The 20,838-nt window shown below is 68.5% G+C and carries 18 protein-coding genes; 11 read left to right on the forward strand and 7 right to left on the reverse strand.

Features of this window, described 5'->3' with window-relative positions; translation table 11 throughout:
• Window positions 1–156 precede the first annotated feature (156 nt).
• From ACH5AF_RS16540 to ACH5AF_RS16570, 7 genes are all read right to left on the reverse strand, one after another.
• A complete protein-coding gene (locus ACH5AF_RS16540) occupies window positions 157–1,176 on the reverse strand; it encodes an LLM class flavin-dependent oxidoreductase (protein WP_398902366.1) in 1,020 nt (339 codons plus the stop codon).
• 95 nt (window positions 1,177–1,271) lie between these two features.
• Window positions 1,272–2,525, reverse strand: coding sequence for an MFS transporter (locus ACH5AF_RS16545; protein ID WP_398902367.1), 1,254 nt, complete (start codon window positions 2,523–2,525; stop codon window positions 1,272–1,274).
• A gap of 41 nt (window positions 2,526–2,566) precedes the next feature.
• A complete protein-coding gene (locus ACH5AF_RS16550; protein WP_398902368.1) occupies window positions 2,567–3,277 on the reverse strand; it encodes a class II aldolase/adducin family protein in 711 nt (236 codons plus the stop codon).
• Window positions 3,278–3,437: 160 nt separating this feature from the next.
• On the reverse strand, window positions 3,438–3,710 hold the full coding sequence (locus ACH5AF_RS16555) for an acyl carrier protein (RefSeq protein WP_398902369.1): 273 nt from the start codon (window positions 3,708–3,710) through the stop codon (window positions 3,438–3,440).
• 70 nt (window positions 3,711–3,780) lie between these two features.
• Complete coding sequence (locus ACH5AF_RS16560; protein ID WP_398902370.1) at window positions 3,781–5,298, reverse strand: class I adenylate-forming enzyme family protein; 1,518 nt, start codon at window positions 5,296–5,298, stop codon at window positions 3,781–3,783.
• A 37-nt stretch (window positions 5,299–5,335) separates the two neighbouring features.
• Entirely contained in the window at window positions 5,336–6,643 is a 1,308-nt protein-coding gene (locus tag ACH5AF_RS16565) for a nitroreductase family protein (protein WP_398902371.1), read from the reverse strand.
• A gap of 622 nt (window positions 6,644–7,265) precedes the next feature.
• A protein-coding gene (locus ACH5AF_RS16570) for an IS3 family transposase (RefSeq protein WP_398902372.1) occupies window positions 7,266–8,503 on the reverse strand; the annotation gives its coding sequence in 2 pieces (ribosomal slippage) (window positions 7,266–8,179 and window positions 8,179–8,503; 1,239 coding nt in all).
• Window positions 8,504–9,032: 529 nt separating this feature from the next.
• Here ACH5AF_RS16570 and ACH5AF_RS16575 point away from each other — a divergent pair.
• Genes ACH5AF_RS16575 through ACH5AF_RS16625 form a run of 11 tightly spaced genes read left to right on the forward strand, consistent with a single transcriptional unit; the run spans window position 9,033 to window position 20,483 of the window.
• On the forward strand, window positions 9,033–10,766 hold the full coding sequence (locus ACH5AF_RS16575) for a 2-isopropylmalate synthase (RefSeq protein WP_398902373.1): 1,734 nt from the start codon (window positions 9,033–9,035) through the stop codon (window positions 10,764–10,766).
• Window positions 10,763–11,296, forward strand: coding sequence for a MaoC family dehydratase (locus ACH5AF_RS16580; protein WP_398902374.1), 534 nt, complete (start codon window positions 10,763–10,765; stop codon window positions 11,294–11,296). The genes ACH5AF_RS16575 and ACH5AF_RS16580 overlap by 4 nt, the downstream gene beginning before the upstream one ends.
• Before the next feature lie 14 nt (window positions 11,297–11,310).
• A complete protein-coding gene (locus tag ACH5AF_RS16585) occupies window positions 11,311–12,264 on the forward strand; it encodes an isopenicillin N synthase family dioxygenase (RefSeq protein ID WP_398902375.1) in 954 nt (317 codons plus the stop codon).
• Window positions 12,261–13,109, forward strand: coding sequence for an HpcH/HpaI aldolase/citrate lyase family protein (locus ACH5AF_RS16590; protein ID WP_398902376.1), 849 nt, complete (start codon window positions 12,261–12,263; stop codon window positions 13,107–13,109). Before ACH5AF_RS16585 ends, ACH5AF_RS16590 begins: the two co-directional genes overlap by 4 nt.
• A gap of 60 nt (window positions 13,110–13,169) precedes the next feature.
• Complete coding sequence (locus ACH5AF_RS16595) at window positions 13,170–14,099, forward strand: hypothetical protein (protein ID WP_398902377.1); 930 nt, start codon at window positions 13,170–13,172, stop codon at window positions 14,097–14,099.
• A 40-nt stretch (window positions 14,100–14,139) separates the two neighbouring features.
• On the forward strand, window positions 14,140–15,090 hold the full coding sequence (locus ACH5AF_RS16600; RefSeq protein ID WP_398902378.1) for an alpha/beta hydrolase: 951 nt from the start codon (window positions 14,140–14,142) through the stop codon (window positions 15,088–15,090).
• Window positions 15,069–16,325: an aminotransferase class I/II-fold pyridoxal phosphate-dependent enzyme gene (locus ACH5AF_RS16605; RefSeq protein WP_398902379.1), complete on the forward strand. Its 1,257-nt coding sequence runs from the start codon at window positions 15,069–15,071 to the stop codon at window positions 16,323–16,325. The genes ACH5AF_RS16600 and ACH5AF_RS16605 overlap by 22 nt, the downstream gene beginning before the upstream one ends.
• Before the next feature lie 41 nt (window positions 16,326–16,366).
• Window positions 16,367–17,290 carry an ornithine cyclodeaminase family protein gene (locus ACH5AF_RS16610; protein ID WP_398902380.1) on the forward strand — a complete coding sequence of 308 codons (924 nt, stop codon included), beginning with the start codon at window positions 16,367–16,369 and terminating at the stop codon, window positions 17,288–17,290.
• 53 nt (window positions 17,291–17,343) lie between these two features.
• Window positions 17,344–18,831, forward strand: coding sequence for an aminopeptidase P family protein (locus tag ACH5AF_RS16615; RefSeq protein WP_398902381.1), 1,488 nt, complete (start codon window positions 17,344–17,346; stop codon window positions 18,829–18,831).
• A complete protein-coding gene (locus ACH5AF_RS16620; RefSeq protein WP_398902382.1) occupies window positions 18,821–19,039 on the forward strand; it encodes a hypothetical protein in 219 nt (72 codons plus the stop codon). Before ACH5AF_RS16615 ends, ACH5AF_RS16620 begins: the two co-directional genes overlap by 11 nt.
• On the forward strand, window positions 19,032–20,483 hold the full coding sequence (locus ACH5AF_RS16625; protein WP_398902383.1) for an amidase: 1,452 nt from the start codon (window positions 19,032–19,034) through the stop codon (window positions 20,481–20,483). The genes ACH5AF_RS16620 and ACH5AF_RS16625 overlap by 8 nt, the downstream gene beginning before the upstream one ends.
• Window positions 20,484–20,838: the final 355 nt, after the last annotated feature.

The following is a 20,838-nucleotide window of genomic DNA, read 5'->3' on the forward strand; positions in this document are numbered from 1 at the left end:
GGGGCCGACCCCCCCGCACCCACCCGGGGCGACCCCCCCCACCACGCACGCCCCCCCCGAAACCCCCCCCCAACAGCCCCCGGGCCGGGCGCCGGAAGGACACTTCCGGCTCACGGACCGGGGTCTGTCGGCTGCCCGGGCATGCACGCGGGTCGGCTACTCCCGGCTCTTCAGGTCGGAGATCACCACTGCGGTGTGGCGGAAGTCCTCCTCCGTGAGCAGGCCTCCCAGCAGCACCGTGCTCACTCCGAGTCCGAGGTACCTGTCGAGGTAGTCGGCCACCCGGCGGTAGCTGCCGACGAGGAGCGGCATCGTGCCCTTGTCGGCGCGGTAGGCGCCGGTCCAGTACACCTCGTCGTAGACATCGCCGTCGGTGGCGAGAGTCGCCAGCCGTCTGCTCCAGTCCGACTCCGACTTCTTGCGCATCACAGTCTTGAGCTGCGCCAGACGGTCCGACGGGTAGAGGGCCCTGGCGGCCTCCCACGCTTCCTCATCCGTCTCCCTGGCGACCAGGCCGATGCGGATGCCGATCGCAGGACCCGTAGCGCCCGGTCCGGGACGCGACTGGAGAAACGTGCGGGCGAACATGTCGACCGGCTCGGGGTGGGTGATGGCAATGTCGGCCACGGCGGCGGTCCGCTGGGCAGCGGGAGAGGAACCCGCGACGAAGACGCGCGGGCGGTCTGCCGGATCCAGCCGGGAGTACGTCCGCAGCCCCTGGTACCGGTAGAACCTCCCCTCGTGGGCGAGCGGTTCGTCCGTAGTGAGCAGGGCACGCAGCACCGCGAGGTACTCGACGGCCCGCTCGTAGCGCTCGTCGTGGTCGAGGGATTCGCATATCTGGCCCAGCTCTTCCTGAGCCGCGCCGGTGATCAGGTTGACGTCCACCCGGCGCCCGTAGAGCCGGGTCAGGCTGTGGATCATCTTGGCGGCGGTGAAGGGCGGGATGGCGTACGGCTGCAGCGCGACCAGCGGGACGACGGTCTTGGTCTGCTGGAGGATCGCCCCCGCGACCGCCCAGGGATCGAGGTTCTGATGGTTGTAGAACGCGAGCAACCCGTCCACGCCGTGCTGTTCCGCCAGCCCGGCGAGCTCGCCGATGAGCGGTAGTGGCGCTCCCTCGCGCGGGTGCGGCGAGAGGGCCGTTCCGTAGACGTCGAAGCGACGTCGAAGCATGATGCTTCCTTCCTGGACGTACGGGGGCCACCCGGCCGGGACGGCGGACGACGGGCGGCGGAGCTTCACTCCGGCGGATGTGACTCCAACCGGTGTCACTTCGGCCGTTCGCCGTCTGAGCGAACAGCCAGCCAGAGGCAGAGCGCCAGCGGCGGCAGTGCCGCAAGCGTGCTCAGTACCTGCCAGCCCAGGCTGGCGAAAAGGATGCTGGACGAGAGAGAGGACGCGGTGACGAAGATTCCGGTACCGCCCTCAACCACGGCCTGGACCCGGCCCCCCGCGCCAGGCGGGTAGCAGCGAACCACGTAGGAGCTTCCCGCCACGTACAGGAAGTTCCAGCCCACACCGATCAGCCCCAGCGATACGACGAAGGCCGCGAGGCTCGTGCTCGACGCGCCCACCAGGCCGCCTGACGCGAGGATGGCGGAGCCGAGGATCGCAGTACGGCGTGCGCCCATTGCGGTGTTCAGCCAGCCGCTGAAGAGGGACGGGGCGTACATGCCCGCCATGTGCCACTGGATGACCATCGCACCCTGCGCCTCGGAATGCCCGGCGTGCGCGCTGCCGAGAGGACCGGCCGCCATGAGCAGGGTCATGATGCTGCCGGCCACCGTGATGATGGCGTAGGCGGTACGGAAATCCGCGGTCCTGACCGCGACACGGATCCGGACGGCCTCAACGTGTTCCTTGGGGCCGGAAGTGCCCTTGGCGTTCTCCCTGACGGCCAAGACCAGCGGGATCACACCGGCTGCAAGCACCGAGACCAGCAAGTACGAGCCCGCGTATCGGGTGCTGAGCAGGCCACTGCAGGCGGTCGCCGCAAGGGGCCCCGCTATCGCCGCGACCACACCGCCGCACAGCAGGATGCTGATGGAGCGCTCACGCCGGCCGGGGGGCGCGGTGTCTGCGGCCAGATAGCGGAAGTAGCCGCCCGTCGCCTTGTAGGCGCCGACGATGGCGGTACCGAGGCAGAGCACGGCGAAGCTACCCGCCTGGATGCCCCGCATGGAGACCAGGCCGCCCACGACGGCAAGCACCGCCCCCGCGATCAGCACCTTGCGGTGACCGAACCGGGTGCTGAGCAGGCCCGCCGAGAAGTTGGAAATCATGGCGACCACGCCCATGAGGGTCAGCGGCACGGTCGCCAGCGCCTCAGACGGGGCCAGCGACAGACCCACAATCGCGGTCAGCGTCAGATCGACGCTCACTCCCATGTAGAAGAGGAATTGGCACCCTGTCAGGAGAACCAGGTTCCGGGTGTTGCGGCCACCCTCGCTCGCCATGGACTGCACGGCGGCGTCTGTGGGTGCCTCGTTCGACTCGGCATCCGGTTCGGTCCTGTTGTCCACGCGGGTCGTTCTCCTCTGCTGCGGTGGTGCGGACTTGATGCTCAGGAAGGACGCGCGGGCTTGGACACACTCCAGTCCGCGGCCTCCGGCCATGTGCGCTGCACCTGGCCGACGGCGTAGTCCCAATAGGAACGGACCGCCAGGTCACCGTAGATGAACTCGCGCTTGGCCCGCACGTCATCAGGCGTCGACGTGTGGTAACCCCCGGGGACCTGTTCAGCGATCAACTGAAGGTGGCAGGCGCGCTCCAGAGTATGCGCGTGCACGGTCGCATGGCGGATGGACTTCCCGACGATGACGCCCCCATGGTTACGGAGCAAGGCTGCGGGATTGCCGCCGAGCGCCTTGGCCACCCCACGTGCGGTCTCGATGTCGAGAATGGTGTTACTGGTCATCGTGAACCGATCAACGCGGTCCTCGAAGTACGCGCCGTCGTGCGACACCGGCCGCAGTGCCAGGTCGGTCGCTCCGAACACCAGCGTGTAGGGCGCATGGCTGTGGACAATGGCGTGGACATCCGGGCGTGCCTCGTACACCGCCTGGTGCAGGGGCAGTTCCGGTGGCGCCATGGCGGGCGCCGGCGCATCCGGGTTCAGCGGAGCGACGATCACGTCTTCCGGTGTGCACTCGTCGAACCCCTTGAGCGCTCCTTTGATGAGCATGTGGTCAGCTCCGGGCACCCGGGCCGACACCTGTCCCTGGTTGAAGTCGTCATGACCGCCGATCGACAGCGAGCGTGCCGCGATCGCCACCTGAATCCGCAGTCGCTGGACGATGGGGGGCAGGTCGACGGATGTATCCGCTGTCATCAGGTCTCCTTCGGGAAGCGAAATGGGTCACCTGTTCTGGATCGGCGACCAGCGCCGCCAGGGCATCGGCCGCCTGGGCTCCAGCTGCGGGCTGAGAACAGGCTCAGGCCTCGCTGGGCGCGCTCACGCCCTGCTCGACCATGTAATTCACCAACCCCTCGACCGACTGGAGGAAGCCCGTGTCCTCCTCCAGGTCGATGTAGACGCCGAACTCTGTCTCCACGGAGTCGATCAGCCGGAGGTAGGCGAGCGAGGTCAGGCCCTGCTCGGTGAGGGTGACGCCGCTCTGGAGCGCCTTCGCCTCGCTCACGACGCCTTCGCTGGCCGTCGCCACGAGCTTCGCGGTGCGCTCCATGAGCAGTTGGTGCTTGGACATCGGGATCTCCTTCAGATCTGCAGGGAAAGGGAAAACGTGGAGTTGCGCCGAGCGGCGGATCCCAGCCGTGTCAGACGGCCGGCCCGCCCTGCATCTCGGCGAAGAGCTGCCGCGCCGCGCTGAGCCGGGGCTTGCCGAGGCTCGTCTTGGGCAGTCGGTCTACGACCAGGAATCGCTCAGGCACCTTGTAGGCGGCGAGGCGTCGCAGGCACCGGGCCCGGAGTTCGTCCCCGGTCAGGCCGTCCGAACCAGCCACCACCGCGACGAGCATGGGATCGCCGTTGCGCTTGTCCACGGAGAAGACGGCGGATTCCGTCGCCCCGCACTCTGCCAGGACGGCGCGGACCTCGACCGGATCGACCTTGCGCCCGCCGAGGTTGATGGCTTTGCCCACCCGCCCCCTCAGCATCAGCCGACCGCTGTCCAGCAGGCCTCCATCCCCGGTGCGGTAGAAGCCGTCAGCGTCGAGTCGGCCCTCCAGAACGCCGGGGGCGTTCAGATACCGCGATCCCATTGAGGAACTGCGTACCCGGATCTCCCCCACCAGGCTCTCATCGCCGATGCCGTCTGCCCCGCCGGCGAACACGAACTCAACTCCGGGCAGCGGGTATCCCACACCCCGATCCGGACTGGGTTCGGGGTCGTAGGTGAGCGGCCCCGCCTCGGCGACCCCGTAGTAGTTGCACACCGACAGGGAGTAGCGCTCCCGCAGCGCGCGTGCGGTCTCCGCCTTCAGCGGCGCCGCCGAGGACAGCGCACTGCGCAGATTGGCGAGCTCGGGGATGTCGGCATCCCGCCGCAGCAGCGACTCGTACAGCGCCGGGAAACCGGTGAGCCGTGTCGGCTTGACCTGCTTCAGGAACCGGATGACGTGGCCGGAGCTCGGCAGACCGGACGGCACCCACAGGGCTGCGCCCGCGAGGAAGGCGGGCAACAGCGAGGTGTTGAAGGCCAGCCCGTTGAAGATCCCTGCGAAGCAGAGCACCCGCTCCCCTTCGCTCAGTCCGGTCGCCTCCTGCCATGCCTTCGCTGCGTTGTGAACAGCAGTGCCGGAGAACTCGATACAACTCGGGGATCCGGTAGAGCCCGAGGTGAACCGGCAGACCTCCGTGGTCCCCAGGAGGGCTGGACGGGGCCTGCCAGATCCGGCAAAGACCCGGGTCACCTGCAGGCTGCCGATCGTTGTCGTATCGCACTGGGTAAACTCACCCGGCAACTCCCGGTCATGGACGAAAGCGTCGATGCCGCATTCGCCCACGATGGCGGTTATCTCCTCGGCGCCCAGGGCCGGGTCAATCAGAAAGGGCACCATGCCGGCATGCAGCAGTCCGGTGTACGCCGCTATGTAGCGCGCTGAGTTCGCCGCGTAGACAGCGACACGGACGCGGTCACTATGGGCCGCATCGCCGACCAATCCGTCCGTTTTCCACCACGCGTCGATCGCTTCGGCGAACCGCTGCGCAGCGGCGCCGAGTTCGCGATAGGTCAGACTGCCGCTCGCGTCGCCGACCGCCACCCGGTCGGCATGAGCGGCGAATTGCCGGACCAGTACGTCTTTCAGAACACTCATGAACCCTGTTTCCCACATCTGTGCGTCGTCCCGCCGACTACTCCCACTCGTCCCGCTACTCACCGTGGGCGTGGGCGGCGGCCAACCGGTCGATCTTGTGGCCGCCCTCCGCCTCGGCGCCGAGGGCCATGAGGTACACCACTTCTTCGTCGTCCCCGATGCCCGCTACGGCGCGCAGGCCAGGCCCGTCGAAACCGCCCACGGCCGTCACCGCGACCGAGTTGCGGGCCGCACCCAGATAGATCAGCTGGGCAGCGGCCGAGGCCCGGAAGAGCGCGTCACGCAGCACCTGCGGGTGGCCGTCCAGGAGCACGCGCTCCTTGGGGATATGGAAGAGGACGAGGGCCTGGGCATCCCCGATGTGCCGCTGGCCGAAGCAAAGCCGGGTGATCGCGTCGCGGTCGCCGACGGCGTCGGAGACCACCAGTCTCACGTCGCCGCTGGGGAACCTCTCCCGGCAGGCGTCCACGTTCGCCCCAGGGCCGATGATCAGGGAGATGCTCACACCGCCATCCCGCTCGCCGTTCAAGCGTCGCAGGTCTGTCGGCAGGGCGGTACTGAGCACGCTCAGGGTGCGCGCCACCGCCGAGGGGGGCTGGTCCTCCGGCGCGAACGCCTTGCAGGAGTAGCGCAGTTGTGTTAGACGGCGCCACTCGTGGCGTCCGATCCTCGACGAGGAAGCCAATCTGTCGCCAGGCGCGACGACCGGGGCCACTTCCACCGGGGCAGGCAGGTCACCCCCGTCCGGCAGCACAGCGGGTATCTGCGACCAGCAGAAGTGCTCCAGATCCCCGTGCGAGTCGGCGGGCGTATCGCGGGACTGGCCGAGTACGGAGAGCTCCATGGAGCCTCCCGTGGGCGCTGCGATCGAGATCACCGAGTGGACCTCCCGATAGGGCAGGAAGTCGTCGATGACGGCCCGGACCGCGGGACGCGGGACGCGCAGCCGCAGCGTCGCAGTGCCTCTGCCGAGCGCGGTGCCGAGCAAGTTCGTGGCGGCGTGACCGGCGTCTAGATGGGTGTAGAGGTAGCCGCGTGGACCGTACTTGCGCATGGACAACCAAGGCCTGGCCAACACCACGATGTGGTCGACGGCATCGGGGCTTTGCCCGTGGGCCAACGCACGATGGAGTTCCACGGTGCGCTCGATACTCAGCGGGAGCCTGACGCAGACGGCCTGGGGGAGATCGACTCTATAGATGACGGGCCGAGAGGTGTCGCTGGCTTCCTCCGTAGTGACAATGAGGATGTCGTACGGGAAGAGGGCACCCGCGGAGGGGACACTCCGGGCCCCGCCCGCCCCCGCGTGCACGAGCGCCTCCTCGACGATGCGCAGGGCGTTGGCCGCACCGAGGCTTCGCACCGAGACACGCTCAGGGCGCGGCACCGGCCTGAGGGCGATCATGTCCAACCAGGTACGACTGAATGAGGGGCTGCTTTCCTCACGTGTCTCCGCTCGCATTCCGGTCTGCTCACGCGTCTCCATGACCCACCACGTGTCCATGAGAAGTGCCCTGTTAATGATTCGCCCAAGTGGCTGATGCGCTTGTGATAGGGCACCAACTCCTCGGACGAGCCTCTGGTCGCACGTCAACGTACTGAGGCATTCGGGGGGCAGGAGGCAGTTGAAGAGGCAGGTTGTGATCGGCGTCGCTGAGAGACACGAGAGTCAGCCAGGTCTCCTGTCGGGGGGCTTTCACCTGCGGCCAGGTCTCCTTCACCCAGCCGGGTGATGTGGTCCTCGTTGCGTTCGACGGCCCGTCTGGCCGGCACCTGGCAGGAGCACCCGGGCCGGATCAGCAGCTTGCGCGCCCCTTGCAGGATGAGCTCAGGTGCCAGTGGCGGCCGATCACAGTCTTGATCCGCGACAACATCCACCGCTGATCCGGCCAGCCGTACGCGACCGGCCAACCTCCGGCAGCGGATCATTCAGCTTCCCGGCCCACTTGGGCCTTCCCCCGTGATGGTGGGCACGCGGTTATTGATCACGCGGCGAGCGTGAGTTTAGCGGTGTGGTGTCGGTGTTCGTATTCGTTGGGGCTGAGGTGGCCGTTGGCGGAGTGCCGGCGGCGGGTGTTGTAGCGGGTCAGCCAGGCGAAGACAGTCCGGCGGCAGGTGCCGGCGTCGCCGTAGTCGCGGGCGCCCTGGAGGGTCTCGCGTTTGAGGGAGGCGTGGAAGCTTTCGCAGGCTGCGTTGTCGGCGCTGGTGCCGACCGCGCCCATCGACCGGGTGAGGCCGAGCTGGTCGCAGAGGTCGGCGAAGGCCCGGGAGCCGTATTGCGCTCCGTGGTCGGAGTGGAACACGGCGCCGTCCAGGCCGCCGCGGGTTGCAGCCGCCATCTGCAGTGCGTCGGCGACCAGGTTGGTGCGCATGTGGCCGGCGATGGACCAGCCGACGGCCTTGCGGCTGAAGCAGTCCAGCACGGTCGCGAGATAGAGGAACTGGCCGCCTGCCAGCGGGAGATACGTGATGTCGCCCATGTACTTGCGTCCCGGCTCGCTGGCGGTGAAGTCCCGCTGGAACAGGTCCGGGACCGGTGAGGTGGCTAGGTCCGGGACGGTGGTGCGCACACGTCTGCGCAGGCGGATTCCAGTGATGGAGAACGTCCGCATGATCCGGGCGACCCGCTTTTCGTTGACCCGCCGCCCTTTCGCGCGGAGTTCGGCGGTCACTCGCGGGGAGCCGTAGGCGCCGCCGGACTCGCTGTGGACCTCGCGGATCTCCTCGGCCAGGACCCGGTCCTCGTGCCGGCGGGCAGCCCGGGCCTCGGCACCGGCGAGCCACTTGTAGTAGCTGGACCGGTTCACGTCCAGGACCTGGCAGAGCCGCTTCACCTCGTAGGTGTCCCGGTGGTCGTCAACGAACTGGAAGCGGCTCATCACCAGTTCGTCTCCCCGGCGAAATACTTGGCCGCCTTGCTGAGGATGTCCCGCTCGGTGGCGAGCTTGCGCTCACTCGCCTCCAGTTCTGCCACCCGGGCTTCCAACTGCCGCACCCGCTCGTCCGGGTCAGCAGACGGCATCGCCTCCCGAGGTGGGACGCTCGGGCTCGCAGCCGTGCCGGTGACGCCACGGCGTTCACGGTCCCGCAGGACCCACTCCCGCAGGGTCGCCCGGTCGACGCCCAGGTCAGCGGCGATGCTCTTGTAGGTCGCCCCGGGTGTGGACTCGTACAGGGCCACGGCATCGGCCTTGAACTCGTCCGAATAGTCCTTCATCGCCATCGGCGGTCTTCTCGCTTCCTCCGGATCAAGCAGATCCAGTATCAGCGTGTCCACCACTCAGGAGGAGGCCCCCTTCTCCGCCCACGCCCGGTCCGACACCGTGGCCAAGACATCCAGCAACTCGACCTGCTGCACGCCAGTTACCCCCAGCCAGATCGACGAACTACGACCCCGACCATGATCTACAACTGAAGGGCCAGCGTCGAGGCCACTGCGCTCCAGGGGAGGATGTGTCGGCGGTATCTGCCTTCACCGTCGCCGACAGGAGACCTGGCTGACTCTCGTGTCTCTCGGCGACGCCGATCACAACCTGCCTCTTCAACTGCCTCCTGCCCCCCGAATGCCTCAGTACGTTGACGTGCGACCAGAGGCTTGCCGGTACCGCGCCATGAGCGTGTCTCGGTGCGAAGCCTCGGTGCGGCCAACGCCCTGCGCATCGTCGAGGAGGCGTCGTGTACGCGGGGGCGGGCGGGGCCCGTCCGACAGGCACTGTTCGTGAGTAGTACGCAGGCTTGCCAAGAGGGAGTCCATGAAGGCTTCATCACCAACCATCGACCAACCGGCCCGTCAACCTTGGTGGAACCCTCAGCAGCCGTCCGGAATGCCGGTCCACCGCTACCGCCGGGCCGCGCCGAGGGAGTTGGTCGAACCCGGCACCCGTATGTGGCTCGACCATCCACTCGACCACGCGCCGCTGTGGAGTTCCGTGGACCTGCGCGACGGCAACCAAGCGCTGGCCAATCCGATGGATCTGAGACGCAAGCGGGCGATGTTCGACCTGCTGGTCCGCCTGGGCTTCAAGGACATCGAGGTCGGATACCCCTCGGCCAGCGAGGCCGAGTTCGAGTTCGTACGCCATCTCGTCACCGGCGACCACATCCCCGACGACGTCACCATCACGGTTTTCACCCCGGCCCGCCCCCAACTCATCGACCGCACCTTCGAGGCGGTCCGCGGCGCGGACCGCGCCGTCGTCCACCTCTGCCACGCCACGGCGTGTCTGTGGCGCGACATCGTGTTACGGATGACGCCGTCCGAGGTGGTGGCGCTGGCACGAGGAAGCGCGGAGCACATGGTGCGGCTGGCTGACCGTGCCGGCGAAGCCATCCGGTTCGAGTACTCGCCGGAGACGTTCAACGTCACCGAACCCGAGTTCGCACTGGAGATCGCGAACACCGTGGCCGAGATCGTCGACGCTACTCCGGAACGGCCGCTAACACTCAACCTGCCGAGCACGGTCGAGACACACGCGCCGAACGTGTTCGCCGACCAGGTCGAGTGGATGCATCGCAACCTCGACAGACGGGACTCGATCATCCTGTCGGTCCACCCGCACAACGACCGTGGCACCGCGGTGGCCTCGGCGGAGTTCGCGCTGGCGGCGGGGGCCGACCGCGTTGAGGGCACACTCTTCGGCAACGGCGAGCGGACCGGCAATGTCTGCCTGGTCACCCTGGCTCTGAACCTGTTCAGCCGTGGCATCGACCCACAGCTCGACCTCTCCGACCTGCCGGCCGTCCGTCGGACGGTCGAGGAGTGCAACGAGATGGCCGTGCCGGACCGGCATCCCTATGCAGGCGACCTCGTGTTCACCGCCTTCTCCGGCACCCACCAGGACGCCATAGCCAAGGGACTGACCCACCTGGAGGACCAGGCCACCGCGGCCCGGGTACCAATAGCCGAGCTGCCGTGGGATGTGCCGTACCTGCCGATCGACCCGCAGGACGTCGGCCGGAGCTACGAGGCGATCATCCGAGTCAACAGCCAGTCGGGCAAGGGAGGCATCGCGCATGTCCTGCGCACCCGGTGGGGGCTCGACCTGCCCGTCGAACTGCGGGTGGAATTCGCCGGGGTGATCCAGCGGGTCACCGACGTGACCGGCGTCGAGGTGGAACCGGGCCGGATCTGGGACACCTTCCGCGCCGAGTACTGCGACACGGGCGGGTGGGCTGGCTTCGCGGAAGCCGAACTCGACGGCGACGACCCGGTAGGCGCGTTGCTGGCAACCCTCCGCAAGGAAGGGGTGCACGCCGAACTGGACCAGCTCGTGCGCGACGGGGCCGGACCCGAGTCCGGCGCCGAACACATCTGCTATGCCCGAGCGTTCGTCGAGCACAGCCCGGTGTGGGGCGTGGGCCTGGGCGCGACGCCCCAAGCTGCTTCTATCCAGGCGATGTTGGCGGCCCTGCACCGCAGCGGGGCCCAAGCGGACGGCACAGGACCAGTGCCGCATCTCACCGGGCCGAGGGAGGGAGCCCGATGAACGAACCGACGCTGCCGGCCTACGTCGAACTGGAGCCCGGGCGGTTCCGCGAGGACGAGGGCCTGCGCTACGAGGACTACGTCGTCGGCCACGTCTTCGAACACCGCCCTGGCCGCACGATCACCACAACCGACAACATCTGGAGCTCGCTGCTCTGCCTCAACCAGCATCCGCTCCACATCGACGAGGTCTACGCCTCTCGGACACCGTTCAAGCAGCTGCTCGTGTCCAGCCTGGTGACGTTCGGCATCGTGAACGGGATGACGGTTAAGACCATCAGCCAGAAGGCCGTCGCCAACCTGGGCTGGGACAAGGTCCGGCTCAACGCCCCAGTGTTCGTCGGGGACACCCTCTACGCCGAGACCGAGATCGTCGCCAAACGTCCGTCCGACTCCCGGCCGGGTGAAGGAATCATCACCGTCCACACGGTGGGCCGTAACCAGGACGGGGCGCAGGTCATCGAGTTCGACCGCACCCTTCTGGCGTCCATGCGCAATCCGGTCGGCCCGGCTACTGGTCCTCAGCGCTAAGGCAGGAGACGTTCATGACCGCACTTCCGGTGATCAGCCTCGAACAGGCCCGGAACGGAGACGAGGAAAAGGTCGCCGAGGAGATATCCCGGGCCTGCACGGAGGTCGGCTTCTTCGTCGTACGAGACCACGGCATCGACCGCAGAGTCTTCGACGAGGCCTACGAACTGTCCCTCGACTTCTTCCGGAGACCGACCGAGGAGAAGGACCTGCTGCGGATGCGCACGAGCACGGCCCGCGGTGACAACGACTACAGCCCTTATGGATACAGCGCACTGCTGTCGGAGAACGCTTACGCCTACACCGGAAAGCAGGGCATGCCCTCGGACTACGTCGAGAAGTTCAGCACCGGACGGCTCGTGCTGGACAACGCCGAGGACCTGCCCTTCCCCGACGACGAGCGCGGAGCCGAGCTGCGCGCCGCACTGAAGACCTACTTCACCGCGTGCGAAACCGTCGCCGCGCGGGTCACCGAGCTGCTGACCGTCGCGCTGGACCTGCCGCGTGACTTCTTCGCCGTCCGCACCGACCGGTCCAACGACTCGCTGCGCTCCCAGTACTACCCGGGGACGCAGCGGGAGTTCCTCAACGACCAGGGCATGGGAGAGCACACCGACGGCACGCTGATCACCCTGCTCACCGAGGACGGCCCCGGTCTGCAACTGCGCGACCTGTCGGGCAACTGGCTCGATGTGGAGGTGCCCGAGCGCGACTGGTTCATCGTCAACATCGGTGACCTCATGGCGCGTTGGTCCAACGACGAGTACGTCTCGACCCCGCACCGGGTGAAACTCGTCGAGCGCCCACGCCAGTCGATCGTCTTCTTCAAGCTGGCCAACGACGACACGGTCATCGAGTGCTTCCCGAAGTTCATGCGGGACCGGCCGGCCAAGTACGAACCGATCCGCTACGAGACGTTCTCGCAGCAGAAGATGGACGCGCTGTTCGGACGGGAGGCCCGGGCATGAAGGTCGATCCCTGTCTGTTCTACGTTCCGGCGTCACGCGTCGACACCCTGCTCAAGAACGTGCCGCGACACTCGATCGCGCTGGTGCTCGACCTTGAGGACTCGGTACCGAAGAACGCGAAGCCCACCGCTCGTCAGCGGCTGGGCGAGGTCGACCTGACGGGGACGGGTCTGGCCGGTGTGATGTTGCGCGTCAACAGCATCGAGACCCCGGACGGCCTGCTCGACATCCAGACGATCCTCAGCCTCGGCGGGGAGATCGGCGGCCTTCCCGTGCAGACGGTGCTGGCGCCGAAGATCGCCGCGGGGCGGGACGTCGCCATCTACCGGTCACTACTGTCGGGCCTGCCCACCCCGCCGGAGATCTACAGCTTCATCGAGACCGTGGACGCGGTGGAGAACGCCTTCGAAATCGCCGCGCTCAGCGACGGGCTCTGCTTCGGGCAGGCCGACCTGGTCGCGGAGATGTGGGCGCCGGACGAGTCGTACCTGGCCCATGCGCGAGCCCGGATGTGCGTGGCCGCCTCCCGCTACGGCCTCCCGTCGATCGACGGGAACTCCTTCGAGCTGTGGGACATGGACGTGGTCCGCGCCCAGTGCGAGGCGGCCAAGGCATGCGGCTTCACCGGCAAGGCGGCCATCCACCCCAAGCAGGTCGACCCGATCGTCGAGACGTTCACCGCCGCCCCGGAGGAACTGGACGGCCACCGTCAGACGATCAAGGACTACGAGGCCGACGACGCTGGCTTCGCCGTCAGCAAGGACCGGGTGCTCGCACCGCCCTTCGTCCTGAAAGCCAGGCGCATGCTCGCCCTGCACGACGGGATCGCGCGCCCGGTCCGCTGACCCGCCGACCGTATGAGGACGCCACCCGAGAACGGCGAACCGAAAACTGTGGAGGACATCGTGAGCTCTTCGATGGCGAACATCGTGAAACAGGCCATGGTCGACGTCTCCGGATACGAAGTGGAGCTGGTCGACGGCCGGTTCACCACCGTGCCCGCAGACCTGACCGCTCGCCTGGTGAAGCTGGTTGCGGACGGCGCCGGCTTGGCCGTCTGCCACGGCGCTGGCGCGCTCCTCTCCAAGCACGGCATGGACATCCGTCGCGAGGCCGACGCGGCGGCCGTGCGCGACTACTTCGAGGCCGTGTTCCGCCGGTTCACAGCTGAGGTCGACTTCGCGCAGTACACCCCGGTCGTCATGGACTACGACCAGGTGGCGAGCATGGACGTGGACGGGTTCAACAAGAACACCAGCTTCACACCCAACTCCGACCACACCGAGTCGCGTGAGTTCCTGACGACCAAGTGCGTCCACTTCGACGCCGCCACCACGTTCATCGGCAACGTCTATGGTCCGAACACGAACATCACGGGCGGCCTGCCGATCGTGTGCGACACCCGGGAGTACTGCCGCCTGACGGGCACCGACCCGGCCGACCTCATCGAGCTGATGCCGCACAGCTACAACGTCGCGGTCCGGCAGGAGCACGTCGAGGCGATACTCGCCGACCACGCGGTGGCCGTGGATGTCGACCTGATCAACGACATGGTCATGGTCGTGCTCAACAACGAGGTCGCCGGCGGGCTGGCGCACGCGGGCTCCACGCCGCGCCTGGTGGACCCGGCCAAGCCCGGTAAGCGCCCCCTGCGCCACATCGAGCTGCAGTTCGAGGACGGTCAGAACCTGAACAACTGGTACCGCCACTACCGGCTCGCGATGCCGGAGGTCAAGGTCCAGGTGCCGGAGGCGAACACCCCGGACCACGATCGCTATCACCAGGGTGTGAGCGCCGAACTCGCGGCGCAGAGCCCGGCGACCCTCGGTAGTTGAGGCACATATGTCACTGCTGCATCGCCCGGAGGTACCGGGCATGGACGACGCGGACCAGGCGGAGCTGACGAGCCTGCTCGAACTCCTGCGGGCCGACGACTGGCCCGAGGACCTCTTCGAAGGCCGTCGGTTCTACGACCGCTGGGGCACGCCGGTGGCGCCGGACATCCAGGTGTCCGAGTGCGAGCTGGGCGGCGTACCGGCCTACCTGCTAACCCCTCCGGAGTCCGACGGATCGCGAATCGGACTCTGGCTGCACGGCGGCGGCTATGTCTTCGGCTCGCAACGCAGCCACGGCAGCATGGTCGCGGAGGCGGCGCGCAGTGCCGGACACCCCTTCCTGCACCCGCAGTACCGCAGGGCACCGGAACACAAGTACCCGGCGGCGCTTGAGGACGCGTTGGACTGCTACACGGCCCTGCTGGCGCAGGGCCGGGCGGCGGACTCGATCGTCATGGCCGGTGACTCCGCCGGCGGTGGCCTGCTGCTCGCGACCCTGCTCGCCGCCCGGGACCGCGGGCTGCCGATGCCCAGGGCCGCGGCCTGTGTCTCACCGTGGACGGATCTCCTCGGGACGGGGGAGACCTTCACGGCGAAGGAGAGCATCGATCCGCTCATCACCCGCTCTGTGGTGGACAACGTCGCGGAGGCCTATCTGGCCGGAACCTCGCCCGAGACACCGTACGTCTCACCGCACTACGGCGAGCCCCACGGTTTCCCGCCGGTACTCATACAGGTGGGCGAGCGGGAGATGCTGCACAGCGATGCCGAGCGGTTCGCCGCGAAACTGGCCGACGCCGGGGTGCCGGTCGCGCTCGAGGTCTGGCCGGGCATGGTCCATGTCTGGCATCTGCACCATCAACGGCTGGCCAAGGCACGCGAAGCCCTGGAGCGGCTGGGTGCCTTCCTGCGCGCACCGGCCACGGAATCCGCGGCCCCGTCCCCCGCGCTCGCGACCCGAGGAGACTCATGCACACCCGTGGCACCGTGACCGACGCGGAGTTCGACACGTCGATGGGACCGCACCGGTTCCGCAACAATCAGCGCATGATCCCGGCGGGCGAGGCGGCGTGGCAGCTCGCCGGAGAGCACGGGATGCTCGACATCCGGGTCGACGCCACTGGCGGCCAGAACCGGCTGCGTGACGTGCGCACCGGGCACGAGTTCCTCAATCTCGCCTCCTGCTCCTACCTGGGGCTGAACAGCCATCCGACGATCGTCGAGGCCGGTGTCGCCGCCCTGCGCGAGGAGAAGGTCACGGGACTAGCCATGGCCGAGTTCCGCATCCGGCTGGAGGCTGCACACCGGCTGGAGGAGGAGCTGTCGGAGCTTTTCGGCACGCCCGTGCTGCCGTCGATCTCCTGCGGGGTGCTCAGCTCCGCGGTACTGCCGCTGCTGGCGTCCGGACACGTCACCGGCACCGATCCGTTGGTCGTCGTGTTCGACAGGTTCGCGCACTTCTCGATGAACTTCGTCAAGCCGGTCGTGGCCGACGAGTCGCTGGTGCTGACCTCCCCGCACAACGACATGGAATTCCTGGAGGACGTGTGCCGCAAGTACCCGCGCGTGGCCTACGTCTGCGAGGGCGCCTACTCCACCGGCGGTCTCGCCGACCTGGAAGGCATCAGGTCCCTGCAGGAGAAATACGGGATGTACGTCTACATGGACGACTCCCACGCCCTGTCCACCCAGGGGCCCAACGGCGAGGGCTACGCGCGGTCGGTGTTCCGTGAACTCGACGACCGGACCATGATCGTCGCTTCGACCGCCAAGGCATTCGGCAGCACGGGCGGGATCGCGATGCTCGGCTCGGCCAGCATCTTCGACTTCCTGTACCGCTCCGGCCCGATGGGCTGGTCCCAGGGACTGCGTACCGCCGCCATCGGGACGACGCTGGGCAGCATCGCCGTCCATCGTTCCCCGGAGCTCGGTGAGCGCCAGCGCCAACTGGCCGAGAACATCGCCCTCTTCGACCGACGGATGAAGGACCGGCCCGTCCGCGGCGTCGGTTCGCACATCAAGTTCGTCACCGTGGGCGAGAACGAGTGGGCGGTGGAACTGGCCACCGAGCTGTACCGGCGCGGCTACTACTGCTCGGCGATGTTCTTCCCGGTCGTCCCGCGCGGACAGGCAGGCATCCGGCTGATGCTGCGCGGTGACATGACCGCCGCGATGACGGAGAAGTTCGTGGACGTCCTCCAGGACGTGCTGGACGGGTTCCTGTGACGGCGCCGGAGGAACCGCGCGCAGATCCACGCATCTCGTCCGTGGCGTCGGTCCGGTCGCTGGCGGAGGCAATGCGCGAGGGTCTGCGCAGCGGCGCCGTCGGACGGATGTCGGTCCCGCCCCGCGAGACCGTCGAGGACGCGGCGGGCGCGAAGTTCATCTCCATGCCCGCCGTCTCCCCCGACCACGACCTCTACGTCAACAAGGTCGCGGCGATCGTGGCATCGCCTGCACGGGGCCGCGGTGCGACCGTCACCTCGGTCGTGCCGATGTTCTCGGTCTCCACCGGCCGCTACCTCGGCGCACTGGACGGCGCCGCCGTCACCAACCTCAAGTGCGCGGCCGTGACTGCGCTGGTCACCGACCGGTGCGCCGCGCCGGACAGCCGCGTCCTGGGGATCATCGGGGCGGGTGTCCAGGCCCGGCAGCAGTTCCTCGGGGTATCGGCGGTGCGTGATCTCACGGAGGTCCGCGTCTGGTCCCGCACCGCGAGCCGCACGGCGGCCTTCGCCCGCGACATCGCCGCGCAGGCCGGTGCCGAGGGCAGACCGGTGAACGTCGTCGTATGCGACTCCGCTGAGCACGCGAGCCGGGACGTGGACATCCTGTCGACCGCGACCACGTCGCCCGATCCGCTGCCGATCTCGGCGCAGTTGCCGGCTCACGCGCACGTCAACTGCATGGGGGCGCACACCACCCGGTCACGTGAGCTGGCCGCCGACCTGCTCCGCGGCAGCGTGGTGATCGTCGAGGAGCTCGGCACGGCGGTCGCCGAGGCAGGCGAGAGCCACGCCCAGGCACTCGAACTCGGCGCCCTGCTGGGGCCCGAAGCGGCCGAGTTCGCGCGCCGACGGACGGTCTTCGCCTCCACCGGTTGCGCCTATCTCGACCTGATCACCTGCGCCCACCTGATCAGCCACGGCGAGGGCGCGGGCATCCGGACCGCGGCGGCCCTCGCGTCGTGACCGAAGTCCACCTGACCGAAGAAGACGACCACCCCGGTAGGAAAGGAAGCACATTGGCCAACATCGGACGGGAAGAGCTCTCGGGCAGCCACGACAGGGCCATCCCCCAGCGGTTCCTGGACCTCATGGCGACTGGCTGGCGTACGAAGGAGCCCGACCTCACCCCGGTTCCCCAGGTCAAGCACCTCGCCCGGCGCCGGGCCCTGCTCTCGGCGGCCTTTCCGGGGGACACCCTGGTCATCCCCACGGGCAACATCCACTCGCGCACCTTCGGCGCACCGTACGACTTTCGGGCCGGCAGCGACTTCCTGTGGCTGACCGGCGATCAGGAACCCGACTCGGTCCTCGTGCTGCACCCGACGGCCACCGGTCACGACGCCGTCCTCTACACCCAGCCGCGCTCCGACGTCGCGTCCGGTGCCCAGTACCTCGACCGGATGGACGGCGAAATCTGGCACGGCCGACGGTTCTCACCCCAGGAGAAGTCCACCATCCTGGAGATCGACACACGCCCCCTCGGTGAACTGCTCTCGGTGCTGGACGCGGTGGCGGCCTCACCCCGGCTTCGTGTCCTGCGCGGCTACCACGCCGGTCTCGACGGCGGGCTCCGGCCCGGCGCACTGCCCGTCACCGCCGACAACGTCGAGCGGGACGCGCTGCTGGCGAGCGTGATCTCCGAGCTGCGGCTGGAGAAGGACGAGTGGGAGATCGCCCAGTTGCAGGACGCGGTCGACGCCACGATCCGCGGATTCGAGGACGTCGCCCGGCGGCTGCGGCCGGACGCCCCGACTTCCGAGCGGTTCATCGAGGGCGTCTTCGCCTGGCGCGCGCGCACCGCGGGCAACGGCGTCGGTTACAGCTCGATCGTGGCCGGCGGTCCCCGCTCGACGATCCTGCACTGGTCCCGCAACGACGGCTCAATCGAGCCCGGGCAGATCCTGCTCCTGGACATGGGCATCGAGAACGTCAACCTCTACACCGCCGACGTGACCCGCGTCCTGCCTGTTTCCGGGACGTTCAGCCCGGCTCAGCGGGACGTGTACGACATCGTGCACGCGTCACGGACCGCGGGGCTCGCGGTGATGGCCCCGGGCGTCGCCTTCGCGGAGATCCAGGACACCTGCACTCGGGTGCTGGCCGAGGGGCTGCGCGGCCTCGGCCTCCTCAAGGGCAGCGTCGAAGAAGCACTGGACCCGTCGTCGATCGCGTACCGTCGCTGGTCGCTGCACGGCTTCGGCCACATGCTCGGTCTGGACGTGCACGACTGCGGACACGCCCGTCCCGAGGCGTATGCCGGCGGCGTCCTGAACGAGAACTACGTGCTGACCATGGAACCCGGCCTGTACTTCCAGCCGCACGACGAACTCGTGCCCGAGGAACTGCGGGGCATCGGCGTACGGATCGAGGACGACGTTCTGGTTACCGCCACCGGCGCACACCTGCTCACCCAGGCGCTTCCCACGGAGTCGCACGAGGTCGAGTCCTGGCTCGCCGCCCAGCGCGAGGCGGGTCCGCGGGAACCCTGCGGCGATGGCAGCTGACGTGACCGCGGCTGCGACCGAGGCGGAATTCGACGCGTTCACCGCGCGGCTGGGCATCGACGTGCCCGCAGACCTCAAGGGCGGCGTCCTGCGGGGCTATCAGGGGCTGCGGGCCATGGCCGAACTGCTGCGCGATACCGACGCCGGGCCCGGCGACCCGCCGGGCCACGAGAGGCCGGGCGGGAAGAGGGGGGCACCCGGTGGCTGAGGAACGCACAGGAGGGAGAACGGCGCTGCACGAACTCTCCGTCCAGGAGGCAGGCATGCTGCTGCGCTCCGGCGAGCTCACCTCGGTCGAGCTGACCCGCCACGCCCTCGACCGCATCGCCCTGCTCGACCCGGCTCTGCACGCCTTCATCCAGGTGACGGAGGAGACGGCGCTGCGGCGTGCCGCGGTCGCCGACCGGGACCTGCGGGCGGGCAGGGACCGTGGCCCGATGCACGGAATACCGTATGCGCTGAAGGACATCTTCGACGTGGCGGGTGTGCCCACCACGAACGCTTCGCGGTTGCGCGCCGACCGGGTGGCGCGCGCCGACAGCACGGTCGAACGCCGCCTGCAGGCCGGGGGCGGAGTGGGGCTGGGCAAACTGACCACGTTCGAGTTCGCGATCGGCGGTCCGAGCTTCGACCTGCCCGTCCCGCCCGCCCGGAACCCGTGGAGCGAGCAGCATGTGCCGAGCGGTTCGTCGTCGGGTTCGGGAGCGGCGGTCGCTGCGGGCCTGGTGCGGGTCACCGTGGGATCCGACACGAGCGGATCCACCCGGGGCCCGGCGTTCCACTGCGGCGCGGTCGGCCTCAAACCGACCTACGGGCGGGTGTCCGGGCACGGCGCATGGACACTCTCGCAGACGATGGACCACTTCGGCCCGCTGACCTGGACGGTTGCCGACACGGCGGCGGCGCTGCGCGTGATCGCGGGCGCCGACCCGGCCGATCCGCGCACTGCCGACATCGAGGTCCCCGACTACACCGCGGCGCTGGACCGCGGCGTCGCCGGACTACGTGTGGCCAGTTCACCGGGCTGGTACGCCGAGGACCCCATGACAATGCCCGAGATCGTCACCGGCGTGGAGCAGGCGCTCGGCGTGCTCGACAGCCTGGGTGCGCGCGTCGAGCAGGTCACGCTGCCACCCTACGAGGTGTTCAACGCGTGCGGCCGGGTCATCTGTGCGGCGGAGGCGTTCTCGAATCTTGAGGACGACCTGCGACGCCACCCGCGATCGTTCGGCCGCTACACGTACCAGCGTGTGATGCCGGGAGCCGGGATCGCAGCCTCCGATCTCATGCGCGCCTACGAGGTGCGGCGGCGGCTGACCCGGCAACTCGACGAGACGGTCTTCGACCGCCACGACGTACTGATCACCGTGTGCGGACAGACCACCGCCGCGCTGTGGAGCGACTTCCCGGCGGACTGGCCGCCGCCCAAGCTCGCCAACGACATGCAGACGATCCCGTTCAGCGTCACCGGTCATCCGGCGCTGTCCCTGCCGATCGGGTTCGCCGCGAACGGCCTGCCCATCGGCCTCCAGATCGTCGGGCGGGCCTTCGAGGAGGCGACCGTCCTGCGTGTCGCGGCGGCGCTAGAGGCCGAACTCGGACAGCGCCACCGGCGCCCGCCGGAACCGGACAACACGGGAACGGGGGCATGAGCGGCGGGACAAGACCGGTGACCGACTACCCCTCAGGTTCGCTGCACAAGACACACCAGGAGTGCTGGAACGGCTGCGACTCGAAAGGAACGGGGCGATCTCGACACCTGTACCGCATGACGGCTGACCGGGCTCGGTCGCGGTCGGCGGTGCCTGGTGATCAGGGTGGGCGCCAGCTCCGTCACCCGCTGGGTCGCCGGGCGCTGCCCGGACGCGCCGTCACCGTCCTCAGCACCCGCTGCCTCGGCGACACCGGGCTCGTCAGCCTCAAGTGGGTGCCGGGCACATGCGGTCGACGGACTTCGCTCCCGGCTCGTCCGACGTGGTGCATCCCGGTCTGGCCTTCCGCCACTCG

This window comes from Streptomyces sp. NPDC018833, from assembly GCF_044390825.1.
In the GTDB taxonomy this organism is placed as follows: Bacteria; Actinomycetota; Actinomycetes; order Streptomycetales; family Streptomycetaceae; genus Streptomyces.